Source organism: Flavitalea flava (genome assembly GCF_054461575.1).
Genome location: NZ_JBTLQH010000043.1, coordinates 37,046 through 52,413 on the forward strand (window position 1 = coordinate 37,046; position 15,368 = coordinate 52,413).

Sequence of the window (15,368 nt, forward strand, 5' to 3'; positions counted from 1 at the left end):
ATGAAAAATAGATTATTACCTGCCATTCCATTTTTAATCATTAGCCTGATAGTTTTATATACCTGGTTTGAGATCATAACAACGGATTATATGGCTACCTGGCGGCATTATGTGGCGTTGACTTTAGTTGCGATTAATGCGGTGCTTTATTTTGTGAGGTACAAGCCAGCCATATTATTAACAGGGCTGATATTAATCTTAGCGACATTCAATCTGCTTTCTTTTTTTTCAATAACCCAGACCGCAGGCCTAACGATTATGGGAGTATCTTCCCCCGAAATACAATTGAAATCATTATTAATGTTAGTAATTTACTGTGCGATCAATTATTACCTTTTGATTAACTGGTATTTAGATATGAAAGAAGAAAAGGCTAAAACCCAAAAAACTAGTTAGCCATCTTCCAATTTAACTTTTGTGGACCTTAAGTAATTTAAGGATATAATCTTTTTATTCAATGAATCAGGTGCGGTCATTTCTCCTCAATACGTCCTACGTTGTCATATTTTATCTCTCAATTTTATAAGTGTTTACACGTATCTTACGCCTAAGGGTCAGCGCTCATGAAAAGTAAATATACTCCTGTAGGTTAAATTTTTGCAAACACTTTTTTTTATTCAGAATTGTTTGGTTACTTCGCACTCCCTAAGCTGACAGAAGATATTTTTATTTCTTTAATCCTACCCTGTTTTATTTCCAAAATAATTCCTTTGTCGGTTATAGGCAAGCTAATTTACTGATTACCCCTAACCGACTTTATATGAAATTATTCATGAGTGGAATAGTATTACTATGCTATTTTACTCCCCTTATAACCCAAGCCCAGACCCAATCCGGACCTGAAGATTCCTTACTCTCCATTCCATCCCAATATTTCAATCGTGTAAATAATCAATCGATTCGATTGGGGAATTCCATTGACCGTCAGACGGAAAAATACCTGAATAGATTGGCGGCAAAAGAATCGAAACTCCGCAAGAAACTCTATAAAGAAGACTCATCAGCTGCGAATAAACTATTTGGTAATAATTCATGGAATTATAAAGCGCTTACCCAACAGTTAGGCAACTCTTCCCCTTCAGGAGTACCAAGTGCCCTCAATAAGGCAGTCAGTTCGAATACCTATATTCCCTATTTAGATTCCGTAAAGACCTCTTTAAAATTTATTCAACAGAATCCCAAATTATTAGCCGGTAGCCAATCCGTGCAAACTCAACTCCAAAGCTCCCTTGGGCAGGTGAACCAATTGCAAAACAAACTGCAAAGTGCAGATCAGGTAAAACATTTGATCAGCCAGCGGAAAGAAGAGATTCGGCAAGCCCTGAGTCATTATGCCCATTTGCCATCGGGTTTACAAAATGCCTATCAGGGCTATTCGAGAGAAGCCTACTACTACGGAGCTCAATTGGAAGCGTACAAGAACGAACTCTCGGATCCCGATAAATTAACGAAAAGAGCGTTGGGTATCCTGAATGGTACGCCAGCCTTCCAATCCTTCATGAAAAGCCATTCTGATTTGGCAGGTCTATTCAGCGTTCCGGGAGGCGTTGAACCCGGTAATACCAAACCCCTGGAAGGGCTGCAAACCCGCTCCGAAATTCAAAATCAATTAAAGGGTCAACTGGCCGCCGGAGGTCCGGGTGGAGAACAAATTGTCAAACAAAATATCCAGGAGGCCCGGGCCAAGCTTAAGGCTTTGCAGGATAAGATCGCCGGTCTAGGCGGAGGAAACAGCTCCATGGATATTCCTGATTTCAAACCAAATCCGATGCGAACCCGGTCCTTATTGGGCAGACTCGAATGGGGAGCGAATTTCCAATCCCTGCCTTCCGTTTCCGCCTTTCCGGCCACTTCTGATATCGGAATTTCTTTGGGCTATAAATTGAGTGAAAAAACGATGCTGGGTATTGGCGGAGCCTACCGGATAGGCTGGGGTCGGGATATCAATCATATCGCCATCACCAATCAAGGGATAGGTATTCGAAGCTTTGCCGAAATCCGCATAAAAAACAGCTGGTTCGCCACTGGCGGTTTCGAATACAATTATCAAAAACCCTTTGCTTCCTTTCAGCAGATGCACCAATTGAGTGATTGGACCCGAAGCGGCTTGGTAGGGGTTACGAAAAAATATAAAGTCAATAGCCGGGTTAAAGGCAATCTGCAGTTGTTGTGGGACTTCTTGAGTTACAGTCAGGTTCCTTATCAGGCTGCATTTAAGGTCAGGATTGGGTATAGTTTTTAAAAAAACTTTATGACAATTGTATAATTAGCAGAAACTAATAATAAATGTTGGTGAATAATTTTTCAAGGTAGAAAAAAATGACGATGAAGAAACTTTTGTACATAGGATACTTAATAACATTTGGGCTTTCTTTTTACAACCCCCTAAAAGGGCAGAATAATTTGTCGTTACCACAGATCACTCCTAAATCTCCCGATGCTGCCGGATTAGGAAAATATGGGGAAGTGCCAGTTTCTTTAAGCACGGGTATGGCAGATATTTCAATCGATTTAGATAAAATATCAGTGGACGGGCTGGAAATTCCATTAAAGCTAACCTATCACAATAATGGCTTACAGATCGACGAAATCCCTTCCAGTGTGGGGCTTGGATGGGATTTACAAGTCGGTGGTGCAATTTTATATCAACAAAGGGGAAATAATGATTTTGACCCACAATATGGTCTTTATAATGGGGGGATTGATCCTCTTAATACATATTTTAGTGGATCCATGACGGATGAACAAAAATTTTGGTATCTCACAGGAGTTGTAAATAATGATTTGAGTGATACCCAGTTTGATTTGTATACACTTAATTTTTTAGGAATTAATAACTCCTTTTATTTTGACCCTACCTGGCATGCTCGGACTACCCAAAAGTCTGATTTGAAGATTTCAAAAACTGCTTTAGGCTTTATGGTTATTGATTATTCGGGTAATAAATTCTATTTTGAATCTACTGAATACGCAACGATGAATGATGCTGGTGATGTTGAAATAAGACCTTCATTCAGCAGCATTTCTGCATTTCGACTAAGTAAAATAGTTACTAAAAATAATAGAGAAATTAAATTTTTTTATAAAACTTTTAACCTTAGTTATACAAGACCAAATTCGATTATTACCCAGATGCCTGATAGGGGCAATAAACCTTTTTGCCCATTTCCATCAAGCAATTCCAGTTCAACATTTGTAAGCCAGGATTATTTATTACTCGATTCTTTGAGCTTTGATCTTGGGTATATTAAATTTTCAATCAGCAATGATAGTCGTCAGGACATTTCTTCCATTAGTGCAAGTAATGTTCCTTCGGTTAAAGGATTTTCTACCTATAATAGCAATGGTACTCTTATAAAGCAATTTTTATTTACCCAGAATTATTCTGCAGCTGGCAGACTTACACTTCAATCGATTCAGGAGCGAAATACATCAGTCGCTGGAAGAAATTGGGCATTTACGTATTATGGAGGTAATTCGGGTGGATCATCGGCTTTTTTTTCAACATCAAAGGATCATTGGGGGTATTATAATGGAAAATCGAACATGAATTTGTTTCCAAAAGCAGATTATTCGCAAATACTTCCCAATTGGATTGATATGGTACAAGGAAACTATGCAGATAGAACATGTGATTTTAACTCGTCTCAGACAGGGTTAATAAAAAGTATAAAATATCCTACTGGCGGAACGTCCACATTTCAATATGAACCTAATCAGATTTCTATTCAAAATTATTCCGATATTTCTTCGCTATCCATATATTTACAATTTTCACAATCTCTCGTAAAAAACGAAATAGCAGGAAATTGGACCAATGTTCAAAGTGTATCTGGATACGGAGATGAACATAATGTTTCAGGCTCATTTACACTTGCCAATGACGGATATTACGATGTAAGAATTTACCAAGATTTAGATCCCACCTTTTTTGAAAGTCCCATAATAAATTTTACCGGTCCCAAAGTAGGGGTCGATGGCATTATGCATTTATTAAGTCAGCATACGACACTAAATTCACTCCAAGGACAGGGTATTATATTTTTACCAGGTGGCACCTATACCTATTCTCTTACTTCAGGAGTATCTTGCAATGACAATACAGGTAATTGCATTCCATTACAAGCCAACTTTGATATTGGACAATGGGTTCAACCATCAGGTGCAATTCCTCCTTATCCAATTGGAGGTTGTAGAATTGCTAAGATAATAAACGATGATGGAATAGGAGGGAACCAAATTCTGATAAAAAAGTATGTTTACGATGACAATTTGAGTCATGTCGTTCTCAGAAATATACCTAATTATTTGACCAGCTTTAACATAGGAGTTGCACCCGATGCTAACTATTGTCTTCCATGCGGTGCTCAATATGTTCTTCATGACCAAAATATTGCAACAGTAGCGGGAGCTAATATTGAATATTTATATGTTACTGAATATGATGATGAAGGAGGCATCAACGGTAAGACAGAATACAGTTTTCTTCCAACATCTAATGAAGGAGGTAGTAATGGCGAACCGTATACCCCAGCTTTAAATACTTATTGGCGTTCTGGAAGTATCCTTACTAAAAAAACTTATAAATCAACTGGTACTAGTTTTTCATTGAGATCAGAAATAGATAATAATTACTTTAACAGTAATAGACAAAATTTGGCAATCAGTTTTAGGGCAGATTATGGAATGTATTGTTCTGCAATGAGTATGGCTACCGTTTCATTTAGGACTAATGCTTCAATGTTATTCTCTGAACAATTCTATAAAAATCAATCGATACAAACTGAATATTTGGAGGGAAACACGATCAGTAATATAAGTAATATAAGTGAGTCATCCGTTTATCATACAATGCCTGTTATACAAGAAGGTTTTGATAGTAAAAATCAATCAGAAAAGCAAAAAATAATTTATTCCTTCGATTACAATAACAATGCAAACGCTGTTTCTGATGACGCTTTGGGTTTAAAATTCATTGTGAGTTTAAATATGATAGTGCCAATTGAGAAAATAATTTTAAAATCGATTAATGGGGTTGATTATGTTATAAGTGCAACTTTGCAAACGTATAAAAAAGATAAGCCTGAAATTAATAAAAGTTATAGCCTTAAGATAGGCGCTCCTCTACTTTTTTCATCTTTTACTCAAAGCTATATTGATGGGGCTGGTAACTTTATTATGGATAACCATTATGAGGAAAGATTAATTTTTAGTAAATATGACAATTTTAACAATCCGATTGAGATAACCAAATCAAAGGATAAAACACAGGCGTACATTTATGACTATAAATCATATTTTCCGATCGCTGAAGTACTTAATTCTGATTTTGCATCTATCGCGTATACTAGTTTTGAGGCTGACGGTAATGGGAATTGGGGAATAGGTACTGGGAGTGCTGATAATACTACTTCTGTTACTGGTAATAAATCTTACAATTTAAACGGTTCGATTACTAAATCAGGTTTGAATAACTCTATCATTTATTTGGTATCCTATTGGACCCGAAATGCATCACCTTTCACCATCTCAGGCACCATCACTGGGTTCCCCACCAAAGGCAGGACCATCAATGGTTGGACTTTGTACGTGCATAAAGTAACCGGTCAGACTACCATTAGTATCAACGGCAGCGGTCTTATCGACGAACTTCGCCTTTATCCGGCTGACGCCCAGATGACCACTTACACGTATACTCCCTTAGTAGGCATGACCAGTCAATGCGATGTAGGTAACCGGATCACCTATTATGAGTATGATGGCTTTCAACGGCTCAAACGCATTCGCGATCAGGATTATAATATTCTGAAAACCTATGAGTACCAATACCAGGCTATCGCCGGGTGCGGAGCTAATTGTTATCCTATTCCTATGCAGACCTTCACAGGAGGTACAACCCTGGGCTATCCGGTGGGTGTATTTAGCGTCAGTGGCAAGTTGTTGGGTAATGCGAACAATCAGTCGGAATATGTGGCCCGATGGAATAGCGACGCAGACGATGCCCTTCTTGGATCTTTAGCTACCGGTAAGGATTCCATGCATTTTAATATGACCCTGAATACCGGAAAGACCCTTCCTGCTGGTGTGACGGGCTGCCGTTATTACCAGGTAGATCTGGCCTGGAACAAAATGGATGGCGTTACGGGAGCAAATGCAAAATATGTAGATTTTGGAGATAGCACTGGTATGTATATGAATGCTAAATCTTCCGACACTCCTGCTGTGTTTGCCCCCAATACGACATATACAGTCTGGAGTAATAACGATGGTAGCAATGTAGTAATGATACATAATTACCCGACCAACAGTGTAAAGACTTTGACCTTTTACCATAATGATGGGACGGAGAATGAGGCGTTGGACAATGCCCTTGTTCCTGCCACCAGTTTGTTACACCTAAGCAATCTCCGCGGTAACCTTCCGCAAAATACCACAGTTATCGGTGGATCCTGTTTTCAATCGCCCACACTGAATTCGGTGGCCGGGATCACGAATTGGAATTCGATCCATTCGATAGTACAGTTTGTTACCAACCTCGGCGATGGCATTAACCCGGCCATGAACCTGAACTATACCCAGGATTTCCTGAAGAATAACTCAAACCTTCAGATTATTAATACTAATTATGGCAATGGAATATATAAAGCAGGTTATCATGACCCTACCTTTAAACTAAGCCGGCTTAAAAGCGATTGGAATACCTTTTTCACCCAGCTGACTATGATTGCTATATGTGATGAGCATTGGGACCGGGAGGATTTGTCCGGTTTACCTAATTTGAAATACGTCTTTATTTATGCCGGTAGCCAGAATCATTCCAATGATCCTACGAATAATCTCCCTGTACCTATTCCATCAACGGTTATAGATAATATTATTATCCAGGTAGCTGCCGGAGCAGGAAAATTTATAGAAGGTGGCCAAATTAATATGTATTCAGGTGGAAATCCCCGAACCAGTGCAAGCACATCGGCCGTAAACGTGTTAAAGGCTAAGGGATGGACGATAACGATCGAAGGAATTACTCAATAAAAAAAAGCATTCAAAAACTTTGTATAGCCCTTTAATATGATCAATATGAAAAGAATACTCCCGATACTGCTCCTGATTCTTGGTTATGGATCTACTTCGCTTCAGGCCCAAACGGCCAGTTTCAATTTTTCTGCCACTTCCAAACCTGTCTCCGGCTGGACGAATGTAGCCGGTGATCCTTCCGTAGCCGTGCGTTCAGCAACGAGTTCCGGGTTCACGATCAGTTCAGTGAGCACCGCCAATTGGGTAGCCTGGAACGGTACCCAGGCAGCCAATGATGGTAGCGGTATGGCTAGTGGCACTTTTTTCCCGGCAGGCGTTATGGTGAACGAATGGTTCCAGTATGGCAGCCTGACGACTTATAATGCCGCCGTGCCTCAGTTACAGATCAGCGGATTGAATGTCGATAGTGTTTATACCCTTAAAATGACCACCAGCTTTAGCGGGACTTCCTTTGACCTGAGCCCGACCCGTTATACGGTAACAGGAGCCACAGTATATGGGTATAGCGATCTGGATGCCAACAATAACACCGCCAATGGAGCCATTTTCACCAATATTGCTCCCAATGCCAGCGGGGTAATCAATGTGTATGTCAATACGGTAGCCTCCTTAAGCAATACCGCAGGTATAGCTGGTTTGCAGATCACCCGTGGCCGTACGGCAAGTCCGGTACCTGTCGTTCTTTTTACGAGTCCCGCTAACGGGGATGTGATCCCAGAAGACGGAAATATAACTATCGCTGCCACGGCTTCGGAAGTGGGAGGGACAATCACCAAGGTCGAGTTCTATGCCAATAATACCAAGATCGGGGAATCGGCCACTTCCCCTTACTCCTTGGTTTGGTATGGCCCTGATGCGGGTGTCTATACTTTAAAGGCAAGAGCAATTGACGGTCTGGGCAATACCAATACTACTACGATCAATATCAGTGTTGAATCCTTAAGTTCTTTTTGGTCCACGACAGGTAATATCGCCACGGGCGGTGACACCAGTTTTGTGGGAACGGTGGACAGCAACCGGCTGGCCTTCCGGACCAAGAACATCGAACGTATGAGCATCCTACCTACAGGAAATATCGGGATCGGGACCAAAACTCCGACCGCACAGTTTCATACGACCGGAACAGTACGACTGGCGGCTTTGACCAGCGATAGTACCAAAAGCCGGGTCCTGGTCAGTGATACGAGTGGTAATCTATTCTACCGGACGGCTTCCAGTTTGACGGGTCGCTGGCAATACGCCGGAGGGGTGGTCTATGATTCGGCGGATAATATCGGAATCGGCACGAGCAATACCCAAGGCTACAAACTGGCGGTGAATGGCACAGCCATTTTTACCAAGGTGAAAGTAAAAACAGCAGGCACCTGGCCGGACTATGTGTTTAAGAAAGGCTACCAGCTGCCAGATTTGGCGGAGATCGAACGCTATGTATCCGAGCACAAACACCTGCCAGGTATCGCTTCTGAGCAGGAAGTACAGGCTAACGGGATCGATGTGGGTGCCCATCAGGCGGCGCTCTTGAAAAAGATCGAAGAGTTGACTCTATACCTGATCCAGGAACACAAGAAACTAAACGAGCAAACGCAGGCTATAAAACTATTGCAGGAACAGCGTCAACAATTACAGGAGCAGAACCAGCAATTGCAACAGCAGAACAAAGTCCTGGACAAACAACAACAGGAGATCGAAGAACTGAAAAGACTGATTAAAGAAAAAAAATAGGCCCAAGACCCCTGAACCTACTATCCAAGCCATTGACTTATGCAGCATAAAGCTAACGTTATATATAGGGTGCTCCCAGCCCTTCTGATCTTCCAGGTCGGTCTGCTTGCCCGGGCGCAATCGCAGCCTACGAATACACCCAGCTCGGCGACCCAGGTCCCTGCTCCTTCAGGAACGGTACTTCCTTCACCTACAGGCTATTGGACGGTCGGACTAACGCCCTTGGTCAATTTTGTGCGGGAACGAACAGCGATGACGCGCATTACCGATACCGCAATTTTCGATGCGGCGGGATATATGGATGTCAAAGAAACTACTAGTTATTTTGACGGATTGGGGAGGCCCTTACAAACGGTTAACCGGCAGATCACTCCCGGCAACAACCCTTTGGATATGGTTAGCATGGATACCTATGATCAATTTGGACGAGAGGTGACAAAATATCTACCTTATGTAGCCTCGACAAAAAATTCCAGTGACGGTGGGGTTAAATCAGATCCGTTTACCGACCAGAAAAGCTTCTATCAAAGTATCTATCCCGCCGAACAATCGGCCTATACCGGAGAGCAGATCTATTATGGGCAAACGAATTTTGAAGCTTCGCCGTTAAACCGCGTATTGCAAACCATGGCACCTGGAAATAGCTGGGCCGGAAGCGGAAAGGGAAGTTCCCAACAATACCTGGTGAACGCCGATGCAGACAATGTTCGGATATGGACAATTAATAGCGACCCGCTAACCTTTGCTAATAATGATATTTTGACCAATATTCCAACTTCGTCGGGCTATTATCCTGCGGGGCAATTATACAAAAATGTGAGCTTGGATGAGCATAACCATGCCGTAGTGGAATATAAGGATAAGGAAGGACTGGTGATCCTAAGGAAAGTACAGGTGGGAACGATAGCTTCAGATTATTCCGGCTATTCAGGTTGGCTCTGTACCTATTATATTTATGATCTGCTCAATCAATTGCGTTTTGTCCTTTCCCCTAAAGCGGTACCCGTAGTAGCGGGGAATGGTTGGAATGTAGCTACCGACCCTACAACCATTAATGAACTCTGTTTCCGCTATGAGTATGATGCCCGTAAACGAATGATCGCCAAAAAAGTACCCGGTGCAGGTTGGGTATATTTAGTCTACGACAAACGTGACCGGCTTGTCTTTACCCAGGATGCCAACATACGGACTCCTAATCATTGGATGACGACATTGTACGATGGGCAAAACCGGCCAACGGCTACTGGAATGATTACCTATAATGGCACCCGGGATCAATTGCAGCAATATGTGAATGATAATACAGGAAATAGTATTCCAGGCACCCTACCCGTCAGCGGAAGCAGTCCGGCTTCTTTTTCTCAGGAATTGGTCTTGAATAATTTACAGAACGGCAGCCAGCAGGCCCTGAATCTGGTGACCCTGGATAACGGTTTTGAAACGCCGGATATCGTGGATTTTACCGCTGAAATTATACCGGGCGGAACCTCAGGTAGCCCTTTTACTAATACAATAACGGTCCTGGATAATCCTATTCCATCCGGCGGAAATTTTATTGCCCTGACGATGACCTTTTATGATGATTATGCGGCAACAGACAGGCAATACACGACAAAATACAATGATTTATTGGACGCAGGCACGAATCCGCATCCGGAAGATATTCAGGCTGGTGTGGACCAATCCAAGGTACAAACGCTTGGAATGATAACTAGTACTAAAATTCGGGTGCTGGAAGATCCATCGGATCTGACAAAGGGCAGTTGGCTAACCACAACGCCATTTTATGATGATAGAGGCCGTATCGTTCAGTCTCAGACTGATAATTATAAGGGAGGCAAGGATGCCATTACCAATCGATACAATTTTACTGGCCAGGTGATTTCCAGCTACCTGGCACACAATAATCCAGTAGCTACGAGTGATGGTAATACCCGGGTAAAGACCAATCTAAATTACGATCATGCTAACCGGTTGTTGCAGGTATACAAAACCATTAATGACGACGTTAATACCAAGCGGTTATTGTCTCAAAGCGCCTATGACCAGCTTGGGCAGTTAAAACAGAAACAAATTGGACAGGTACCCGGCAGCAGTTTCCTGGAAACCCTGGATTACAGTTACAATATTCGGGGCTGGCTGAAAGGGATCAATAAGGATTATGCCAATAACGATAATAGTCATGGCGGCAATAGCCGTTGGTTTGGCATGGAGCTTAATTATGACTGGGGCTTTAGCAACAATCAATTGAACGGCAATATCTCCGGGACCAAATGGCGGAGTAAAGGAGACGGTAAACAACGATCCTATGGCTTTGGATATGATAATCTGAACCGGCTCTTGTTTGCGGATTTTAATCAAAACGCAGGCGGCATTTGGGATAAGACGGCAGGCATCGATTTTACCAGTGTCATGGGAGATGGCAATGATCCTACGAAAGCCTATGATGAGAATGGCAATATACAAGCCATGAGCCAAAAGGGATGGCGATTAGGCGGCAGTGATTATATCGACCAGCTAACGTATTCTTATAATACCAACAGCAATAAGCTGCTAAATGTAATCGATGCGCATATTGACGCACAGCCGACCACCCTTGGCGACTTTAGAACATCTTCCCTCAGTCCCTATGCCACGGGCAAAACAATTACTGCGATCGATTACAAGTATGATGTTAATGGGAACCTGACCCGTGACCTGAATAAGGATATCGGATCCTTATCGACAGATGGGATTATTTACAATCACCTGAACCTACCCTGGAAGGTAACCGTTAATTCGGCAACCGGAACAAAGGGTACGATCACCTATATCTATGATGCGGCAGGCAACAAGTTGAAAAAGACAACCGTTGACAATGGGGCCAACGTCCAGACTTCTACTACCTATATAGGAGGATTTCAATACCAGGGCAGACAATCGTTGACGGCAGGCAGTGCCACGGCGGCCGATACGCTCCAATCCTTCGGTCATGAAGAAGGACGAGTTCGTTTGGTCTCCAATTTGGTTAGCGGCCAGAATCAGACCTCCTTCAAATTTGACTACCTGATTAAAGACCATTTGGGAAATACCCGGGTTGTGTTGACTGATGAACAGGAAAGCAATCAGTATCCGGCCGCTACGATGGAGACAGCGGGTAGTGCAACGGAAAATCTGTATTACAGCAAAATAGAGGAAACCCGAACAGCTTTACCGACAGGTTATCCAACGGATAACACCACCAACCCAAATAATTTTGCGGCCAAATTGAGCGGAAGCTCCCTGGGCCAGAAAATCGGACCAGGTATTACCCTTAAGGTCATGGCGGGTGACCAATTTAGTATCCAGGTCAGTAGCTATTATAAAACCAATGGAATAACCCCAGGACCGCCAGCCAATCCCTTATCGGATCTGTTGGCTGCCCTAATCAGTGGAGTAGGGGGGCTGCCTGGAGGAGGCCACCCGACTTCCGGAGCGATGCTGGCTAATTCCACACCGCTAAACACCAATATCAACAAATTCCTGACGGATAATCACGCAGGGGGAGTTAATACCAAACCCCGTGCTTTTATCAATTGGGTGCTGTTCGATAACCAGTTCAATTATGTGGCAGAAAGCAGCGGTTTCGAGCAGGTAGGGGCTGACCTGGAGCTGAAAAAGCACCAAAAACCCAATTTACCGATTACTGAAAGCGGATATTTGTATATTTATAACAGCAACGAGACGGACAATATCGAAGTGTTCTTTGACAACTTGCAGGTAACGCATACCAGGGGGCCTTTATTGGAAGAAAATCATTATTATCCGTTTGGGCTGACGATGGCGGGAATTAGTGATAAGGCGTTGAAGACGGGGTATGCTCAGAATAAATATCGGTATAATGGGAAGGAATTGCAGAGTCAGGAGTTTTCTGATGGGGGTGGGTTGGAGGAATATGATTATGGGGCTAGATTTTATGATGCCCAAATTGGAAGGTGGCAAACTATAGACCCTAAAGCAGAAAAATTTTTTGGATTTACCCCTTATAATTATACCATAAACAATCCGATAAATGGAGTGGACCCAGACGGTAAAGATGCATTATTCACAATTTCAAGGGATAAAAGTGGACAGATTACCGGAGTGCAAATATCCAGTACAGTTTATTTGACGGGCAATGCAGCAAGTGATGACTTAGCCAACAGATTTAATAATAATGTTTCAAATAAGTTTTCTTCCAAGACTGAAAACGGCGTTGCTATTAGCTTTAATGTTACATATAAATACGCAAAAGACAAGCAAGAAAAGGATCTTAGCAAAGGTGAAAATTTGTTAAATGTAGTAGATGCTGCTGGTGTTTCTGAGGTGAATCCTGAACAGTATGGGATTTATCAGGGGGATAAACGACTAGGAACCATTTATGGCACAGGACGCACCGGAACACTGTATCTTAAATCTAAAGATCTTGACTACGATGTTTTTCATGAGACCTTTCATTTTTTGGGGTTATCTGATAGGTATTCCGAGTGGATCAATTCTGACGGAAAGAGAGTAGGTAAGGCGGATGAAGGATTTAAAGACGATGTGATGGGTACGGATAATGTGTTTAGAATCGGAGATACGCATTATCGTGATTATAAGAATTATTTTAATAAAAAAAGTACAAATTCAGGAGTTCTAAACAGGAAGGTTGATATCGATTCCAGGGGGATTAAAACAGCTCCTACCCTTGGAGATGTAGTGAGAGATTCTCAAAATGAAAATAGTCAACCATGAAAAAAATATTTTTAGCATTAATAATAGTTTTATCGAAATTTGAATCTATTGGTCAAATATTGAAGGAAAATCCGCACGATATTCAAAAATGCGAAATCGGATTTTTGTATTACACTGATAAGGAATATCCAACTTTTGTGCCGTTAAAAGACCAAATTGGAGGAATTCAGATGGCTGACTTTTCTACAGAAACTCTGAAAATAGGGATACAATTGAATTGGCAACAACTTGCTTTGGATACCTTAGAAAAATACGGGCATTCAAGCAGCCTGTTGAATTATAGTTTGTATAGCAAGGGAAAAGGTGTAGATCTCCGGGTGATTCCAGTTAGGTTATATTATTTGCTATACAAATATGCCAAGTCAAATGTCCAAATGGCACAATCTTCTAATATTGATAAATTTAAATTAAAAAATCATTTTATTCTCATAAGGTCTTTTGGAGGGTTACCAATCAGAGTTGATAGCCTTAGTGTCATACCTATATCAGTTAAGGAATAAATCATTATCATCCATTTGAGATGACGATGGCGGGGATTAGCAATTTGCTGATGGGTCAGGGTTGGGATGTATGAAACACAGCTAAGGGAGCTTGACTCACAATTAAAAAGATGGCGGCAGGTCGATTTAAAGCCTATTGAAACTGAAAGTCCTTACACTTCGATGGAAAATAAATAATCCTATTTTGCATAATGACCCCTTGGGAGATACGCTTTCTTCTCAGAAAAGGGTAATGCTCTTTATTTAGGCCAAAAGTAGAGATGGGGACCAAGCAGGTTTAATTAGATATGCTACGCATGATGAATATCAGGAGAATTCATTTAGGGCAGCCGCTAAGGATGGATTGTATGCCCTATTGCCTCTAGGCGTGTTGAATTCTGTTGATGATGAAAGCGCAAATCTTCGGACCAAAAAAGACAATGGTACTTTTACAACATGTTATGCCATATTAGAGGGAGAAAATATAATGCTTGCTTCAGGTAGGGAAGAAGGTGGAGTTCCAATTGAATTATATATTGACACCCAAGCACACCTAGAGGCTGCGGCTCATGCTCAGAACGCAATGAATGGTGGTGTGTCAGGCGAAGGAGTAATTGACAGGGCGGTAGAAAATTCGGAGATCAATAAAGTATTGTCTTATGAAATTGTATTATATAGTAAGCATTGCCGCAGCCCTATATTGTCTTTATTACCAGGTTATTTTTTTTATTTTTAACATGTTATCAAGAAATAAAAGCTCCGACTATTCAAATAGTTTACTAAGTGAGACAATCCCCCAATTACTACTAATCGTAATTTGTATTATTTTTTTAATAAACAATGTTCGATACCTATTACGAAGTTTAAAGTAGATAAAATAATCTATTAGTGAAAGCTGTTTTGAACTCCATTGACAAATTTTTTTTCTTGAATTTATGTTCAGATGGCCTAGATTGTAAGGTGAATTTGGCTTTAACTTTTGCCTGCTAGAAAAATCAGCGTCTTTTTGAGGTAGGGTGCTGAAACATTGGTTTAATTATTAAATGTAAGCTAAACGCAGCCACCATGAATCCCACCCTCCAAAATAAAATTAAGTCAATCTCCCTTGAAGTCCTCGTGGTAGCTTCCCTATTCCTTTTATCTCTGGCGGCGTTTGCCTTTATTGCGTATGAGGCGGTCTATGAGCGGGAAGATGCCTTTGACGAAGGCGTCCAGAAATTTGTCGCCAGGCATTCCAACCCCGCCCTGATCGACACGATGATCGGGTTCACCTTTTTCGGATCTACACCATTTCTGTTACCGGCTTACCTCTTATTGGTAGGGTACTTTTTGATCAAAAAGAACAAACGGTATGCCCTGTTTATTACTATCTTAGTCCTGAGCAGTACGGGTTTGATG

8 protein-coding genes are annotated in these 15,368 nt (G+C 41.6%); all 8 read left to right on the forward strand.

What is annotated here, in order from left to right; translation table 11 throughout:
* Positions 1-396: a hypothetical protein gene (locus ACX0G9_RS25930; RefSeq protein WP_459067881.1), complete on the forward strand. Its 396-nt coding sequence runs from the start codon at positions 1-3 to the stop codon at positions 394-396.
* Positions 397-760: 364 nt separating this feature from the next.
* Positions 761-2,242, forward strand: a complete 1,482-nt coding sequence (locus tag ACX0G9_RS25935) for a hypothetical protein (protein ID WP_459067882.1) — start codon at positions 761-763, stop codon at positions 2,240-2,242.
* A gap of 83 nt (positions 2,243-2,325) precedes the next feature.
* Positions 2,326-7,032 carry a hypothetical protein gene (locus tag ACX0G9_RS25940; RefSeq protein WP_459067883.1) on the forward strand — a complete coding sequence of 1,569 codons (4,707 nt, stop codon included), beginning with the start codon at positions 2,326-2,328 and terminating at the stop codon, positions 7,030-7,032.
* Between the two features lie 45 nt (positions 7,033-7,077).
* Positions 7,078-8,757 carry an Ig-like domain-containing protein gene (locus ACX0G9_RS25945; RefSeq protein WP_459067884.1) on the forward strand — a complete coding sequence of 560 codons (1,680 nt, stop codon included), beginning with the start codon at positions 7,078-7,080 and terminating at the stop codon, positions 8,755-8,757.
* A gap of 39 nt (positions 8,758-8,796) precedes the next feature.
* The gene (locus ACX0G9_RS25950; RefSeq protein ID WP_459067885.1) at positions 8,797-13,491 is read left to right on the forward strand and encodes a DUF6443 domain-containing protein; all 4,695 of its coding nucleotides are present in this window, start codon (positions 8,797-8,799) and stop codon (positions 13,489-13,491) included.
* Positions 13,488-13,991, forward strand: a complete 504-nt coding sequence (locus tag ACX0G9_RS25955) for a hypothetical protein (protein ID WP_459067886.1) — start codon at positions 13,488-13,490, stop codon at positions 13,989-13,991. Before ACX0G9_RS25950 ends, ACX0G9_RS25955 begins: the two co-directional genes overlap by 4 nt.
* A 367-nt stretch (positions 13,992-14,358) precedes the next feature.
* On the forward strand, positions 14,359-14,706 hold the full coding sequence (locus ACX0G9_RS25960) for a hypothetical protein (RefSeq protein WP_459067887.1): 348 nt from the start codon (positions 14,359-14,361) through the stop codon (positions 14,704-14,706).
* A gap of 329 nt (positions 14,707-15,035) precedes the next feature.
* Positions 15,036-15,368, forward strand: a 333-nt coding sequence (locus ACX0G9_RS25965) for a hypothetical protein (protein WP_459067888.1), incomplete at its 3' end; no start/stop codon positions are given.